Annotated in this window: 15 protein-coding genes; 13 read left to right on the forward strand and 2 right to left on the reverse strand. The window is 63.8% G+C overall.

Translation table 11 applies throughout. The annotated features are described in order from the left end of the window. Nucleotides 1-2 precede the first annotated feature (2 nt). Genes ACQY4K_RS15410 through ACQY4K_RS15430 form a run of 5 tightly spaced genes read left to right on the forward strand, consistent with a single transcriptional unit; the run spans nucleotide 3 to nucleotide 4,291 of the window. Nucleotides 3-1,091, forward strand: a complete 1,089-nt coding sequence (locus ACQY4K_RS15410) for a phosphotriesterase family protein (RefSeq protein ID WP_428391068.1) — start codon at nucleotides 3-5, stop codon at nucleotides 1,089-1,091. After that, nucleotides 1,091-1,864: a glutamine amidotransferase gene (locus ACQY4K_RS15415; protein ID WP_428391069.1), complete on the forward strand. Its 774-nt coding sequence runs from the start codon at nucleotides 1,091-1,093 to the stop codon at nucleotides 1,862-1,864. The genes ACQY4K_RS15410 and ACQY4K_RS15415 overlap by 1 nt, the downstream gene beginning before the upstream one ends. 2 nt (nucleotides 1,865-1,866) lie before the next feature. Then, nucleotides 1,867-2,559, forward strand: coding sequence for a TenA family protein (locus ACQY4K_RS15420; RefSeq protein ID WP_428391070.1), 693 nt, complete (start codon nucleotides 1,867-1,869; stop codon nucleotides 2,557-2,559). After that, nucleotides 2,556-3,401, forward strand: coding sequence for a BtpA/SgcQ family protein (locus ACQY4K_RS15425; protein ID WP_428391071.1), 846 nt, complete (start codon nucleotides 2,556-2,558; stop codon nucleotides 3,399-3,401). Before ACQY4K_RS15420 ends, ACQY4K_RS15425 begins: the two co-directional genes overlap by 4 nt. Continuing rightward, complete coding sequence (locus ACQY4K_RS15430) at nucleotides 3,398-4,291, forward strand: PfkB family carbohydrate kinase (RefSeq protein WP_428391073.1); 894 nt, start codon at nucleotides 3,398-3,400, stop codon at nucleotides 4,289-4,291. The genes ACQY4K_RS15425 and ACQY4K_RS15430 overlap by 4 nt, the downstream gene beginning before the upstream one ends. 238 nt (nucleotides 4,292-4,529) lie before the next feature. On the opposite strand, the gene ACQY4K_RS15435 is transcribed toward ACQY4K_RS15430, so the two are convergent. Together ACQY4K_RS15435 and ACQY4K_RS15440 are read right to left on the reverse strand one after the other, a co-directional pair. After that, nucleotides 4,530-5,729, reverse strand: a complete 1,200-nt coding sequence (locus ACQY4K_RS15435) for an IS256 family transposase (protein WP_428390406.1) — start codon at nucleotides 5,727-5,729, stop codon at nucleotides 4,530-4,532. 464 nt (nucleotides 5,730-6,193) lie between these two features. Further along, nucleotides 6,194-6,913, reverse strand: coding sequence for an FCD domain-containing protein (locus tag ACQY4K_RS15440; RefSeq protein ID WP_428391074.1), 720 nt, complete (start codon nucleotides 6,911-6,913; stop codon nucleotides 6,194-6,196). Between the two features lie 118 nt (nucleotides 6,914-7,031). On the opposite strand from ACQY4K_RS15440, the gene ACQY4K_RS15445 reads away from it, so the two are divergent. Genes ACQY4K_RS15445 through ACQY4K_RS15480 form a run of 8 tightly spaced genes read left to right on the forward strand, consistent with a single transcriptional unit; the run spans nucleotide 7,032 to nucleotide 15,262 of the window. Beyond that, complete coding sequence (locus ACQY4K_RS15445) at nucleotides 7,032-7,964, forward strand: ketopantoate reductase family protein (RefSeq protein WP_428391075.1); 933 nt, start codon at nucleotides 7,032-7,034, stop codon at nucleotides 7,962-7,964. Between the two features lie 4 nt (nucleotides 7,965-7,968). Continuing rightward, nucleotides 7,969-9,501: a sugar ABC transporter ATP-binding protein gene (locus ACQY4K_RS15450; RefSeq protein ID WP_428391076.1), complete on the forward strand. Its 1,533-nt coding sequence runs from the start codon at nucleotides 7,969-7,971 to the stop codon at nucleotides 9,499-9,501. Then, nucleotides 9,494-10,504, forward strand: a complete 1,011-nt coding sequence (locus ACQY4K_RS15455) for an ABC transporter permease (protein ID WP_428391077.1) — start codon at nucleotides 9,494-9,496, stop codon at nucleotides 10,502-10,504. Before ACQY4K_RS15450 ends, ACQY4K_RS15455 begins: the two co-directional genes overlap by 8 nt. Nucleotides 10,505-10,540: 36 nt before the next feature. Further along, the gene (locus tag ACQY4K_RS15460) at nucleotides 10,541-11,530 is read left to right on the forward strand and encodes a substrate-binding domain-containing protein (protein ID WP_428391078.1); all 990 of its coding nucleotides are present in this window, start codon (nucleotides 10,541-10,543) and stop codon (nucleotides 11,528-11,530) included. A gap of 24 nt (nucleotides 11,531-11,554) precedes the next feature. Then, nucleotides 11,555-12,364: an MBL fold metallo-hydrolase gene (locus ACQY4K_RS15465; RefSeq protein WP_428391079.1), complete on the forward strand. Its 810-nt coding sequence runs from the start codon at nucleotides 11,555-11,557 to the stop codon at nucleotides 12,362-12,364. An 8-nt stretch (nucleotides 12,365-12,372) separates the two neighbouring features. Beyond that, nucleotides 12,373-13,392: a zinc-binding alcohol dehydrogenase family protein gene (locus tag ACQY4K_RS15470; RefSeq protein ID WP_428391080.1), complete on the forward strand. Its 1,020-nt coding sequence runs from the start codon at nucleotides 12,373-12,375 to the stop codon at nucleotides 13,390-13,392. Continuing rightward, on the forward strand, nucleotides 13,389-14,237 hold the full coding sequence (locus ACQY4K_RS15475; RefSeq protein WP_428391081.1) for a fumarylacetoacetate hydrolase family protein: 849 nt from the start codon (nucleotides 13,389-13,391) through the stop codon (nucleotides 14,235-14,237). Before ACQY4K_RS15470 ends, ACQY4K_RS15475 begins: the two co-directional genes overlap by 4 nt. After that, a complete protein-coding gene (locus ACQY4K_RS15480) occupies nucleotides 14,237-15,262 on the forward strand; it encodes a Gfo/Idh/MocA family protein (RefSeq protein WP_428391082.1) in 1,026 nt (341 codons plus the stop codon). The genes ACQY4K_RS15475 and ACQY4K_RS15480 overlap by 1 nt, the downstream gene beginning before the upstream one ends. The last annotated feature ends 30 nt before the right edge of the window (nucleotides 15,263-15,292 follow it).

Here is a 15,292-nt window from a genome sequence, read left to right on the forward strand (position 1 = left end):
TCATGTCCGATCTCTCCCCCGCTCACGTTCGCACCGGTCAGGTGATGACCGTGCGCGGCCCGATCCCGACCGCCGAGATGGGTGTGACCTTGATGCACGAACATCTGCTGAACGACTGCCGCTGCTGGTGGCATCAGCCGAGGGAGCCGGCGCGACAGCGACTGGCCTGCGAGTCCGTGCATCCGGGCATACTCGGCGAGTTGCGCATGGATCCTTTCGTCAACCTGGACAATTGTCGTCTCGACGACGAACAACTGGCGACGGCGGAGTTGGCACCAGTTGCAACTCTCGGCGGCCGCACCGTGGTCGATCCCACCTGTAGCGGCATTGGACGGGATCCCCGTGCATTGGCACGCATTTCGGAGGCGAGCGGGCTGCAGGTGGTGATGGGTGGCGGCTTCTATCTGCAGGCATCCCACCCTGAACGGCTGGCGCGTATGTCAGCCTGCGACATTGCCGACGAAATCGTCCAGGAAGCCGTCGAGGGCGTCGACGGCAGCGGGGTGCGGATCGGGCTGATCGGTGAGATCGGCATATCCGGCGATTTCACCGAGCAGGAAGAGCGTTCTCTGCGCGGCGCGGCACAGGCGCAGCGTCGCACCGGTCTGCCGCTGATGGTGCATCTGCCCGGCTGGTATCGTCATGCGCACCGGGTTCTGGATGTAGTGGTCGAAGAAGGCGGTGAGATCCGACACACCGTGCTGTGCCACATGAATCCTTCCGGTCATGATGTCGCCTATCAGACCAGCCTCGCGGAGCGCGGGGCGTTCCTGGAATACGACATGATCGGCATGGATTTCTGGTATGCCGACCAGGGTGTGCAGTGTCCTTCCGACGAGGACAACGCGCGCGCAATCGCCGGGCTGATCGAGAGCGGTTTTGAGGCCAACATCCTGCTCTCGCAGGACGTGTTTCTTAAGATGATGCTGACCCGACATGGCGGCTTCGGCTACGCCTATGTTCAGCGCCATTTTTTGCCGCGGCTGGGACGTCACGGCGTCAGCGAGGATGCGATCAAACGGCTGATGGTCAGCAACCCGCGTCGGGTGTTCGACGCGCTCGCGTGCCAACCAAGCGCGGGAGAGGCATAATGGCGACGAAAGTCTTGCTGGTCGGCGAGAGCTGGGTCAGTGCCGCGACGCATTACAAAGGCTTCGACCAGTTCGGAAGCGTCACCTTCCACCTTGGTGCCGAGCCGCTGGTCGCAGCTCTGGACGGCAGCGAGTTCGAGCTGACCTACATGCCCTCGCATGAGGCGGCAGAAAAGTTTCCCTTCACGCGCGAGGCGCTGGACGATTACCGCGCCATCATCATCTCCGATATCGGCGCCAATACGCTGCTGCTGCCGCAGGCGGTGTGGATGCACGGCCGAACTGTGCCGAACCGGCTGAAGCTGATCCGCGACTGGGCCGACGCCGGCGGCGGACTGGTGATGGTGGGTGGATACCTCACCTTCCAGGGCATCGATGGTCGGGCTCGCTGGCGCCGCACGCCGGTGGAAGATGCGTTGCCGGTGACATGCCTGCCTTATGACGATCGCATCGAAGCGCCGGAGGGCTTTCGCGCCGAGATTTGCGGTGCCGCCGACCACCCGATCCTGGTCGGGCTTGGCTCGGAGTGGCCGGCGCTTCTTGGCGCCAACGAGGTGATGGCGCGCGAGCGTGACGACGTGCAGGTGTTGGCACGGCTGCCTATAGAACAGGGTGGACACCCGCTGCTGGTGACCGGCCGCTACGGCGGGGGCCGGTCCGTCGCCTGGACCTCCGATATCGGGCCGCACTGGCTGCCTGAGGATTTCGTACGATGGTCCGGCTATGCGACGCTGTGGCGTAATGTGCTGACCTGGGTAACCTCGGCGGTATGACGATGGTCGGTATTTCGCAGACGATCCTGGCCGCCAACCGCGATGTCTGGGACGACATGCAGTCGCACCGCTTCATCGAGGACATCGCCGCCGACCGGCTACCCCTGGATGTGTTCGAGCGCTACCTAGTGTTCGAGTACGGCTTTGTAGAGACCGCTATGCTGATCTTCGGACACGCCATGCTCAAGGCTTCGTCCTTTCGGCAACGGCGCTGGTTGATCGGGGTTCTGCACGCCCTGGCCGAGGAACAGATGGGGACTTTCCGCCAGGCGTTCAACGCGCTCGGGATCGCGCCGCCCACGTCAGCCGATCCGCCGGTGCCGGAGGCGGTGCGTGCCTTCAGCCGCGGGATGATGGACGTGGCGCAGACCGGCGACTATCCCGATCTCCTGGCCATCATGCTGGCAGCGGAATGGATGTATGCCGCTTGGTGTAGTCGGATCGATCTCGCGACGATCGACTCCCCCGAATTGCGACGCTGGGTGGCGCTGCACGCGTCCTCCGGCTTTTTGGCCCAGGCGGCTTGGCTGCGCGCCGAAATCGACACTGTCGCTGCCAAAGCCGATGTGGCGGGACGAGACCGACTCTCGTCCTTGTTCCGACGCGCCTTGCTGCTCGAAATCGATTTCCACCATGCCGCCTACGACACGTCGTGGAGCGTACCCCGCCGGACGCTGGAGGACACCTTGTTATGAACGCCCAATCCGTGTTCCGCACCAAGCCGCACGCGTTGGAGTCGATCTTCGGCCGTCGCAAGGTGGTGATCGGCGTAGTCCATCTGCCGGCACTTCCCGGCTCCCCCGACTACGAGGGGCGCCCGATGGATGAGCTGATTACAGGTGCTATTGCGGAGGCAAGCCGATACCAAGACGGGGGGCTGGATGGGCTGATCGTGGAGAACCACGGCGACATCCCTTTCTCCAGACCTGATCAGCTCGGTCCGGAGACGGCGGCTTGCATGGCGGTGATCGCTGATGCCGTGCGACGCGCCTTGCCGATGCCGATCGGCATAAACGTGCTTGCCAATGGTGCGATACAAGCGATTGCCGTAGCCAAGGCAGCCGGTGCTGCATTTGTGCGTGTGAACCAGTGGGCCAACGCCTATGTGGCCAATGAAGGACTGCTGGACGGTCCGGCAGGCCAGGCGGCGCGCTATCGCGCCTGGCTGCTCGGACGCAACATCCGCGTATTTGCCGACGTGCACGTCAAGCATGGCGCGCACGCCCTTACTGCCGATCGAACGCTGCCGGAGTTGGCGCGCGACGTCGAGTTTTTCGACGCTGACGTTGCCATCGCCACAGGCCAGCGCACCGGCGACTCCGCAACGACCGAGGAGATCCGCGCGATCTCGCAGGGCTGTTCGCTACCGGTGATGATCGGCTCGGGTACGACGCCCGGCAACGTCGGCGACATCCTCACCCTCGCCGATGGCGTGATCGTCGCAAGTTGGCTGAAGCGCGACGGCGTATGGTGGAACGAGGTCGATCCCGACCGCGTCCGCACATTCATGGACGAGGCGGACCGCGCACGCGCATGAGCCAGGTGCTGGTGCTCGGCAATGCCGGGATTGACCTGCTGCTGCCGGTGACGCGCCTGCCGCGTCCGGGCGAGACGTTGATGGCGCGCGGACTTACGCGAGCACCGGGGGGCAAGGGATTGAACCAGGCGGTGGTCGCAGCACGCGCAGGTGCTGCCGTCGCCTTTTGTGCTGCAATCGGCGATGATCCCGACGGGCGCCTCGTGGCGCAGGCTTTAACGAGCGAACACTTGGCGTCGCTGCAGCTCATCTCGATGCCGCATTGCACAGACCTTTCGGTCGTTCTGGTCGGCGAGGATGCGGAAAACAGCATTGTCAGTGCCGGTCCCTGCGCCGACTCCCTCGATGCTGTTGCGGCGGCAGAATTCGCGCTCGGAGTAGGTCCAGGTGATGTACTGCTTATGCAAGGTAATTTGTCCCAAGCCGCCACTCTGGCGGCAGCACGTGCTGCCGCCGAACGTGAGGCAAGGGTGGTGCTAAATCTGGCGCCGCTGCGCTGGCCTGCGAGTGCTTTACTGCCACACTGCAACGTAATCGTCGCCAACAAGGGTGAGGCGGGGGAGATTACCGGATGCACGGATCCTCGGGATGCGGCGCTACGGCTGCATGCGCTGGGCCCGGCGTTCGCGGTGGTGACGCTTGGTGGTGCCGGCTGCGTTTGTGCCAGCGGTGGTGGTCTGCAGATCTGGCCCTCCAAGCCGGCGCGTGTCGTGGATACAACCGGAGCCGGCGACACGTTCTGCGGCGTTTTCGGGGCAGCACTGGCACTTGGCCGCGACGTTGCGGAAGCTGTCAACGCTGCGCAGGCTGCGGCGGCCATAACCGTGAGCCGTCCCGGCGCATTTGCCGCCCTGCCGTGGCGCGCGGAACTTGCACCACTGATGGCGTGACTGTCGGTGTGGGGTGGTCGGGCCCACGAGGGCGATCGGCGTCATGATGGGAGTTGTGTCTGGCAAGTCCTGCAAAATGGTTTGGGCGCGGCGGTCACGGTGGTGATCGCAATTGTTCCTTGATCGCGTGACGGCTCTGAGCGGGGGAGGATTGGCCGGGTCGAGGCTGGCGCTCTTGCGCCACCGCGAAGCGGCGCGGAGCGGCCTTGAGGCGGACAAGCCTCCCCCGCATCCTGGGTCATGCAGCCAAGGCTCGCAGGGTTTCTTTCTTGTGCTCCCGCAGGTGCTCCATGTTGAGATAACGTAACGCTTCAAGCCAACCCTCGTGCGTCTCGATGGCCAGCGCGCGTGAGAGGCGCAGGCAGCTGGCGGTGTTGGGGAAGATGCGCACCACCAGGGTGCGGCGCTTCAGCTCCTGGTTCAGCCGCTCCAACATGTTGGTCGACTTCATGTGCTTGTGATGGGCTCTGGGCAGCCGATAGTAGGTGAGCGTCTCTTCGACGTTCTCCTCCACCCAGGCCACCAGCTTGGAATACTTGCCCTGCCATTTGGTGACCCACTGGGCGATGTCGCGGCGGACCTCCTCGATGTCGCGCCGGTCATAAAACCAGCGCAGCTCCATCAGGCAGTCGTCGTCATGCTTGCGCGGCAGGTAATCCAACGCGTTGCGCAGAAAGTGCACGTAGCAGCGCTGCCAGGCCGCCTCGGGCAAGATTTCCCGGATCGCCGCCTTGAGGCCCGCGTGATCGTCGCTAACCACATACTCCACCCCGTGCAGGCCGCGCGTCCGCAGTCCAGCCATGAAGTCTCGCCAACTCGACCGGCTCTCGCGGTTGGCGACCTCCACGCCCAGCACCTGGCGCCGCCCCTCCCAATCCACGCCGATCGCAATCAGCACCGCCTGGCTGACAATCACGCCGCCTTCGCGCACCCGCTCGTAGCGGGCATCCACAATGAGGTAGGGATACGGCTCCTCCAGCCGCCGACCAAAGAACGCCGTCAGCTTCTCGTCCAGCCGCGACGTCGCCTCGCTGATCGTCGAGGCCGAGAAGCTGTGACCGCATAGCTCCTCGGTGATTGCCTTGACCTTCCGCGTCGAGACACCCTGCACATACATCTCCGCAAGCGCCCCGACCAAGGCCTTCTCCGACCGCTGATAGCGCTCGAACAGCTCCGTCGAAAAATGACCCGCCCGGTCCTGCGGAACCCGAAGCTCCAAAACGCCGACACGGGTGATCAGCTTGCGGTCGTAGTAGCCCGACCGATGGCCCACCCGCTCGGCCGTTCGCTCGCTCTTGCCAGCTCCCAGCGCCTCGGTCATCTCCGCCTCTAGCACCTCCTGCAATGCCGCCTGCAAAACCGCCCGAAAGCCGTTCTCGTCAGACAGCAGCAGCGCCTTCATATCCGCGCCCAATGGCGCTAAATTCAACTTGGTCATGGCATCGCCCTTCCACGGGGTTGGTGACTTCGAACATCACCACTTTGCCATGACCACCTCGCTACCGCGATTTTGCAGAACCTTCAGGACACTACCATGATGGGTGAATGACACGAGCGCCGAAGCAAACCAGACCGGTAGTTGGAATGGGCCTGTCGGCGACCGACGCAAACTGGGCCGGGATTTCGCAGATCAAGGTCTGGCTACTCGGGATCGGCTTGGCATGCGGGCATCCACCTTTACCAGTTCCGCCTGCGTGCCGCGCGATACGGCTCTTGAGAGCTGTCTGCGTCCTCGGCAGACGTGACGCTCTTGGCGCTTCGCCTCCGCGAAGATGCGCGGTTCACCTACGAGTGACTCTGTTGCAAGGATCGCCGCAGCGGCTGGGGTAAAATGATGCGGAGGCAATTTCCCCGTCACTGCACGGGGAGGGTCCGTGCCGGTCAAAGCCGACGCCGAACGTATTACTCGGCGGCACCACCATACCGTCGCCAGAAGGCGACCCATCCTTCCTCCAGATGCGAACGCATGGCCGCCTCGGCACGGTCCGCGTCGCGTTCCTCTACAGCGATGAAGATGCGTTCGTGCGCTTCGTAGCTTCGCCGGTCTTCGCCTGGTTCGAGCAGCGCAAAACGCCGCTGTTCAAGCAGCCACATGGACATCGCATCATGCAGAGCCGGGAAGGCCGGGTTGCGCGTCATTTTCGCAAGGCAATAGTGAAACGCGACATCCGTGCGTATGAATTCGGCAACGTCACCAATGGATGCCCGGTTGTTTTTCAATGCGGCTGCGAGAGCTGCAACCTCCTTCTTGTCAGCGTGGCAAGCCGCATGACGCACGAGACCGACTTCCATGAACAAACGGACGCCTTGCAGGTGCCGTTGCCCATCGGCATTTCCCAGCATCTGCTGCACGGCGGGCATCATGCCGGATACCACAGCCTGCATTGTCGGTATCGCGACACGGGCCGGCGCCCCGTTGCCAATCTCGATCAGGCCGGAACGCTGCAAGGTGATCAAGGCCTCACGCACCGCTGGACGACCGACGCCGAATCGAGCCTGGAGGTCCCGCTCTGGAGGGAGCCGGTCACCAGGCTTGAGCGTGCCTGACAGGATCTCGCGTTCGAGGTGCGTTGCGACCTGCTCGAAGATTTTGCGTCGATCAATGAGGAGAGGCTCGACCATATGACCTTTCATACCATTATGCTTGACAGCCATTCGGCAGCACCATAGCTTCGAACCAACAATGCAACAAGAGCGTGGCGGGAGGAAAGGCAACGCCGTCCTCCGGCAAGGGGGGGCCATGAAGGTTGCGATCCTCGGCGGCTGCGGTGCGATGGGCGGCCTGTTCGGGGGCTGGCTGGCGCGGGCCGGCCTCGACGTAACCCTGGTCGATGTCTCGACTGAGGCTGTCGAGACGATCAATCGCTCAGGCCTGCGCATAGATGAGGACGGCTCAACCGCCACCATTCAGGTTGCCGCGTCCTCCCAACCCGAGGAGATCGGGACCGTTGACCTGATCCTGACTTTCGTGAAGTGCTACCACACTGCGGACGCTGTGAGTGCCGCGCTGCCGATGATGCACGCGGATACTGTGGTCCTGTCGCTCCAGAACGGCTGGGGTAACGCCGAGCGTATCGCCGAGATTGCTGGCCGCGGCCGCGTCGTCGCCGGCCTCACCTACCATTCGTGCACGCTCGTCGCACCCGGCCATCTCCGGCACGCTGGAAGCGGGCCCACTCATATCGGAGAGCTGGACGGCACGAGCACCCCGCGCCTGCAGGCAGTCTCGGACGCCCTTGCCAGCGCCGGGTTCGAGGTCAGCGTCTCCGCGCATATCGTCGACGAGATCTGGAAGAAGTTGGCGCTCAACGTCTGCACACTTCCGACGGCGGCGCTGCTGGGATTCCCGGCTCATCAGCTCAACCAGCATGAGGGGACGCGCGACACCATGCGAGCGTTGCTGAGCGAGGTGGGCCAGGTGGCTCGGGCCCAGGGTATCCAGCTTGATGAAGCCGAACGTTGGGAGGCGATCACAGGTCTGCTGGACCGCGCTGTGGGCGCAAGGGGGTCCATGGTTCAGGACGTCGAGGCACGGCGTCCGACCGAGATTGACGTGATCAACGGCGCCATCGTCACAGCCGGGCGTCGCTACGATATCGCGACCCCTTTCAACAGCGCGATGGTCTGGATGATCCAAAGTCTGCAGGAGAGTTATCGCGATCGTCAGGCATAGGACGATGGCTGCCTCTAATGCTTCACCTCCGCGCCTCGTCGTGCGGGACATCGAGAAGGCTTTTCCCGGTGTCGTTGCCCTCCGAGGCGTCTCCTTTGCCGTGGCACCAGGGGAGATCCATGCCCTGCTTGGTGAGAACGGCGCCGGCAAGTCCACACTCGGCAAGCTGATCGGCGGCGTCCATCAGCCGAATGCGGGTTGTATCGAATTGGACGGCATGTCGCTCGAAGGCATCGACGAGGCACGCGCCGGTGCGCTTGGCATCACCATCGTCCACCAGGAGGGCTCGCTCGTCCCGCAACTCTCCATCGCGGAAAACATTTTCGCGGGGCGCCAGCCGGTTGGCCGCTTCGGGAACATCGATCGCGCCGGGATGCATCGGAGCGCATCGCAGCTTCTGGCCGAGCTCGGCGTTGCTCTCGAACCCGGTATGCTCGTCCGTCATCTCTCCACGGCGCAGGCCCAGGTGGCCGAGATCGCCAAAGCGCTGTCACGCGATCTGAAGCTCCTCATTCTGGACGAACCAACCTCGGCGTTGACGACGAGCGAGACGAACCGCCTGTTCCTTCTCGTCAGGCGCCTGAAGGCGAACGGGGTCTCGATCATCTACATATCGCACCGCCTCGCGGAACTGTTCGAGCTCTGCGACCGCGTCACCGTATTGAAGGACGGGCAGGTGACCGGCACGCGCAGGCTTGCCGACACAAGCGAGGATGAGCTGATCCGCCTCATGGTGGGACGCGACGTGGTGTTCTCACGCGAAGCGGCAGCCCGGCCGGGCGCCGTTGTGCTCGAGGTCGCGGATCTTGCCGCGGCACCGTTCGTGCGCAGCGCGAGCCTGAGCGTGCGAGCCGGCGAGATCGTTTGTCTTGCCGGCCTTGTCGGCTCCGGCAGGTCCGAGCTCTGCGAGACGGTGTTCGGCGTTCGCACGCGAGACCGTGGGGCCGTGGCGTTCAAGGGCCAGCCGGTAGTTTGGCGCGGACCGTGGGATGCAATGGCGGCCGGCGTCGGCATGGTGCCGGAAGACCGCAAGGATGCCGGCCTTTTCCTGGACCGTTCGATCTCGGCCAACATCTCGGCGACCGTGCTCGACAAGGTCTCGCGCTCCGGACTGATCTCCGAGGGGGCCACGACCTGGCTGGCTGAACGCTTCATCCGCGAACTCAGGATTGTGACGCCATCCTGTCGCCAGACGGTCGGCAACCTCTCGGGAGGGAACCAGCAGAAGGTGCTGCTGGCAAAATGGCTGGCACCTGAGCCCGATCTCCTGATTGTCGACGAGCCGACCCGCGGCGTCGATGTCGGCGCCCGCGCCGAGATCTACCGCATTCTGCGCGAACTTAAGGCGAAGGGCCTGGCCTTGCTCGTGGTTTCTTCGGATCTGCCCGAGGTCCTGACGCTGGCGGATCGCATCGTGGTCATGGCGGATGGCCGCACGGTCGGCGAGCTCGACGGTGCCGGCGCCAGCGAGGAGGCTGTGCTTCGGCTTGCGACCCGCTACAGCAGCATCCAACCCAAGGCGATGGCCTATGACTGATGCATTGCTGCGCACACGGACCGCGGACGCGCCGCGTGTCTGGTTTGCCACCCCCGCAAGGCTGATCGGCTTCCTCGCCGACTCCCGCGAGCTGACGCTCATCGTCCTCATCGCAGCATTGTCGGTGGCGATGTCAATCGCGTATCCGAACAACTTCCTTGACTGGTATAATTTTTCTGCTGTGATGCTGAATGCCGCGCAGACCGGCATACTGGTCACCGGCATGATGTTATTGATGATTGCCGGGATGTTCGATCTTTCCATCGGATCGACGCTCGCGTTTTCCGGCGTGATCGCAGGCGCACTCGTTGCCTGGTGGCGCGTGCCAGCCGAGTTCGCGGTCCTTGGCGGGATAGCCGCCGGTGCCCTGTTTGGCGCGATCAACGGCTTCATCGTCACCCGCGTGCGCGTGAACGCCCTGATCGCCACGCTCGCTACCATGGCGATCTATCGTGGCGTGACCCAGCTTGTATCCGGCACCGGCATCACGCCGATCGGCCCCAGCTTCAGCGCGTATGGCCAGAGCATGTTCCTTGGCCTGCAGACACCCTTCTGGGTGATGCTGGTGGTGGTGGTCGCCGGCGGGTGGGCGGTGGCGCGTACGCGTTTCTTTCGGCAGTTCTATTTCATCGGTGGCAATGCCAGGGCTGCGCAGCTGTCCGGAATCCGGGTGCAACGCCTGACCCTGATCGCCTTCGTCATCATGGGCGCGTTGGCGGGACTCGCCGGCGTACTCGGCGCGGCGCGCCTGAATTCCGCGGTAGTCACCGCCGGCATCGGCATCGAACTCTCCGTCATCACCGCCGCAGTCCTGGGCGGCGCCAGCCTGCGCGGCGGCGAAGGATCGGTGCTGGGCGGCGTTCTCGGCGTTCTGTTCATCGCCTTGGTTCAGAACGCGCTGATCATCAACGGTGTCGGCGTCTTCTGGCAGAATATCATTATCGGTTCGGTGTTGCTGCTGGCGGTGTCGCTGGACCGCTTCAAGCAGGTGCAGCGCGGCTGAGCAGCCGCCAGGACACGTAGCCAAATGGGGGGAACCATGAAGTTCGTCGGAACAGCGTCGCTTGCGGCGATGATACTTGCCGGTTCGTGGTACGCGGCGCACGCGCAGAGCGCCTTCGGGCCATCCAATTCCAAGGAGACCTACTACTGGATCTCGCAGAACTCGACGCTGCCGCTTTTCGTTCGCTCCGACTACAAGGGTATGAAGAAGATAGCGGATCAGCTCCACATCAGGATACGGATTGCGGGGCCCACCAACATTGACCTCGGACAACTGATAGCAACCATCGGTGAGGTTTGTGCCCAGAGGCCGGCCGGCATCTCGGTTGTGGGTTGGGATCCGGCGCTGACCGTGCCCGTTCAGCAATGCGTCGCGATGCACGTGCCGGTGGTCGTTGACGATGCCGATCTGCCCGGCTCCGGACGCCTCGCTTTCATCGGTACTGACTGGCACACAATCGGCGACGAGCAGGCCAAGGCGATCATCAAGGCGCTGCCGAATGGTGGCAAGATCGCGGTGTTGTCGATCGTGAATGCCGACAACATGAAGCAGGCGGTTGAGGGCTTGACCAAGACCCTCAAGGCTGCCGGAAAGAAGTATCAGATTGTCGCCAGCGAAGACGACACCGGGGACGCTGCCACCGCGTCTCGCGTGGCGTCGTCCGTGATCGCCGCCCACCGGGACATCGCCGCAATCGCCGGGTTTGACTCCGAATCCGGACCCGGGATCGTAGAAGCCGTCAGAGAGGCGGGGATGAAGGGCAAGATCGTGGTCACCGCGATGGAGCAGTCTCCCGATTTCTTCAAGACCCTCCTGGAGGGATCGACCACTGCCATCATCGTGCAGAATCGTGAGCTGTTCACCTACTATGCGTTCAGGCTGCTCTACGACTTCCATCATAACGGCCTGAGCACCAACGGCCTGACCGGATGGCGAGGCAAGCCCATACCCGTCGACGTAAACACCGGTGTCCTGGTCGTTACCAAGGACAATGTCGGTCCGATGCTCAAGGCTGCTGCCAAGTAGGTCGACTAAAAAAAGGGGAACACGATGACTCCACATCTCAACACAAGGATCCGGTTCCTCGGCGTCGCTGCCTATGAGATCCTCAACCGGCGCGGCCAACGCGTCCTGCTCGACCCCTTCATGAGTGAAAATCCTGCTTGTCCGATCGCCTATGACAGCTTCGATCATGTCGACCTCGTCGTGGTGAGCCATGCGGCCTTCGACCATCTGGGGGATACCGAGGCACTCGCGCGTCGCTATGGCTGTCCGGTGATCTGCGGCGGCGAGGTCAAGGCGTTCCTGATGGCGAAAGGCCTCCCCGCGGAAACAATCAGGGCAACGACCTGGGGAATCCGGGTCGAAGTGGCTCAGATCGAGGTACAGCCGGTCGAGTGCCATCACTGGTCGCAGATCCGGATGCCCGACGGCACCTTTGCATCCGGTGTACCCATGGCCTTCATCGTGTATGTCGACGACGGCGTGCGCTTCTATCACTACGGCGACACCGCCATCTTCTCCGACCTGAAGCTTCAGGCAGAACTCTATCGGCCGACCATCGGCTGCATCGGCATCGCCAACCCGCAGGAGATCCTGCATCGCAATCCCATGCCGGGACGAATGCTCTCGGCGGAGATGTCTCCCTACGAAGGCGCACTGGCCGCGCAATGGCTTGGGCTCGAGACCGTCTTTCCCTGCCACTACTGTGACCCGTCGGATCCGGAAGTCGCCCAGTTCGAAGACCATCTCAAGACGCTCGCGGCCAGTGGACAGAGAGTGCCGCACTCGATCGTCCTCAAGCCCGGCGACTGGATCGAGATCCCGGCGGGTGGTGGCCAGGTCCTTCAAGCGGCGTGAGGATGCCGATGCAAGCAGCGGTTTTCCACTCACCCTTCGATCTGAGGCTCGCGGATGTGCCGCGTCCTCTGCCCGTGAAGGGTGAGGTCCTGGTCGCAGTGGACGCCGCTGGGATTTGCGCCGGCGATCTCTACATCTTTGTCGGCAAAAACCCCTACGTGAGCTATCCCCGCATTGGTGGCCACGAGATCGCGGGGCGCATCGCGGCCCTCGGTCCGGACACGGACGGTCCTGCCGTCGGCACGCGCGTGGTAGTCGAACCCTTCATCGGCTGCGGGCACTGTTACCCCTGCCGGATCGGAAAGCCGAACTGTTGCGCCAACCTGCAGATCATCGGCGTGCACCAGGAGGGGGGCTTCGCGGAGTATGTGACGGCCCCGGTCGACAGGCTGCACCCGACTTCCGATCGCCTGACGCCCTTTCAGGCGAGCTTCGCCGAGCCTGTCGCGATCGGTGTTCAGGCCTGCCGCCGCGGCGGCGTGGGCGCCGACGACACAATTCTGGTCCTTGGAGCTGGCCCGATCGGCCTCGCCATCGTGGAGGTTGCTCGCGCGGCCGGAGCAAGGGTCTACGTGACCGACATTGCGCGCGACCGGCTCGACACGGCGGCCCGGCTTGGCGCTATCCCTCTCGAAGGCGGCGGATCGCTCCTCGACGATGTGCTGCGCATCACGGACGGTGAAGGCATGCCGGTCGTCATGGAGGCAACAGGAAACGCCAAGGTCATGGAGCAGACGATCGATCTGGTGGCGTCCGGCGGCCGCGTGGTGATCGTCGGCCTGGTCGGGAAGGGCGTCACGATCGCATGGTCCGGTCTGGATCTAACCCGCAAGGAAGCGACCATCACCGGCTCGCGCGCCAGTGTCGGCTGCTTTCCCGAAAGCCTCGATCTCCTGGCACGCGGCGCCATCCGGTACCCGGAGATCGCGACCGGGCTTGCCCTCAGTCAGGCACCGGCTGTCTTCACTGACCTGGCCCGCAATCCGTCAGCCCTACATAAGGCTGTCTTCCTGAGAAATTCGTCATGAAGCTTGTGACCTTCTCCGTCCGCGAAGACACACCCCGGGTAGGCCTTCTTGCCGGCGACGAGATCGTCGATCTCACCGCGGCGGGCGTCGCGCGCTCCATGCGCGAGCTGATCGAGAGCGGGGCGCGAGCCTTGTCGAGGGCCCGGGACGTCGTTGACCTGGCTTCCCGGCTGCCGCTCGCATCGGTTCGGCTGCTGGCGCCGGTGCCCGATCCCTCCAAGGTGCTATGCTGCGGTATCAACTACCGTGCCCATGCGGCGGAGAACCCGGACGCCACGATGCCAGGCGAGCCGTTCTTTTTCGCCAAGCTTGCATCCAGCGTGGTCGGGCATGAGGCACCGATTCCCTATCCACCCCGGACGGCACAACTCGATTACGAGGTCGAGTTCGCGGCCGTCATTGGCACGAGGCTGACGCGTGCCGATGAGCGTGAGGTCATGCCCGCCTTGTTCGGATATACGCTGCTCAACGACATCTCCGCGCGCGACGTCCAGTTCAAAGACAACCAGATCACTCTGGGCAAGAACTTCGACGCATTTGCCCCGATCGGTCCCTGCATTGTCACCGCCGACGCGCTGGATCGGCCCGATGCCGTGCGCCTGCAAACGCGCCTCAATGGCCGCGTCATGCAGGATGGATCGACGTCGGACTGGCTGTTCTCGCTTCCCCGGTTGATCGCGTCATTGTCACACGTCATGACGCTGCACCCTGGCGATATCGTGACTACGGGTACCCCGGCCGGCGTCGGGTTCTTCCAAAGGCCGCAGATTTTCATGTGCCCGGGCGACGTAATCGAAATCGAGGCCGAGATGATTGGCACGCTCCGCAACACAATCATCGCGTGATGCTGCGGATCGGTGTGATCGGCTGCGGCTATTGGGCGCAGCGTCATCTGCGGGCCTGGAGAGAGCTGCACGGCAGCGGCGCCGAGCTTGTTGCGGTGTGCGACACGGACCCCGTCAAGCTCCGAGAGGCCGCCCGCCGGTTCGGAGTGCCGAGACAATACGCGAATGCGGATGAGATGTTGTCTTCGGGCGAGATCGACCTAGTTGATATCGCAACGCGTATGGACACGCACCGGCCTCTGGTAGAGGCCGCCATCGCGCAAGGCATAGCCGTTGTCGTGCAGAAGCCGCTGGCGCCGACCTGGGACGATTGCGTGGCCATGGCGGGCGCGGCCGATCACGCCAACATCTTCCTGGCAGTGCACGAGAACTTCCGTTTCCAGCCGGCCATGCTGAAGGCCGCCGCGCTGCTGGCCGTGGGCTGCATCGGCGATCCGTCCTGGGCCAGGATCAGCTTCAGGACTGGCGTCGATGTCTACAAAAACCAGCCCTACTTCCTTGACGAGCAACGGCTGGTCGTCCTGGATCTCGGCATCCACATGCTTGACCTCGCCCGCGTCTTTCTCGGCGAGGTGCACCATCTCTCGTGCGAGACACAGCGGCGCAACCCGAGAGTGCTTGCCGAGGATACCGCGACCATGGTGCTTCGCCATCGCATCGGTGCGGTCTCCGTGGTCGAATGCACGTATGAAAGCCGCCAACGGGACGAAGGTACGCCTGAGGTCCTGGTCCAGATCGAGGGGAACAGGGGTTCGATCACGTGCCGTCCAGGCGGCCGGGAGCTCCTGGTGACGCGTAACGGCAGCACGGCGCGCCAAACCTTCGTAGCGCCGGACGACGACATCCTGCAGGCCAGCGTGCAGACCACCTGCCGGCACATGCTGGAGTCTATCCGCTCCGGACGCCGAGCCGATACGGACGTTCAAGACAACCTGAAGACCTACGCTCTCGTCGAGGCGGCGTATGAGTCCGCGGCGTCGGGACGTTCGGTTCAGCCTGCTGTATGGGCACCCCATGACGGGTGAGGGGGCGAGGGGGGCTGCCCTGCTGACCGG

It is taken from the genome of Lichenicoccus sp., from assembly GCF_965276875.1.
Taxonomy (GTDB): Bacteria; Pseudomonadota; Alphaproteobacteria; order Acetobacterales; family Acetobacteraceae; genus Lichenicoccus.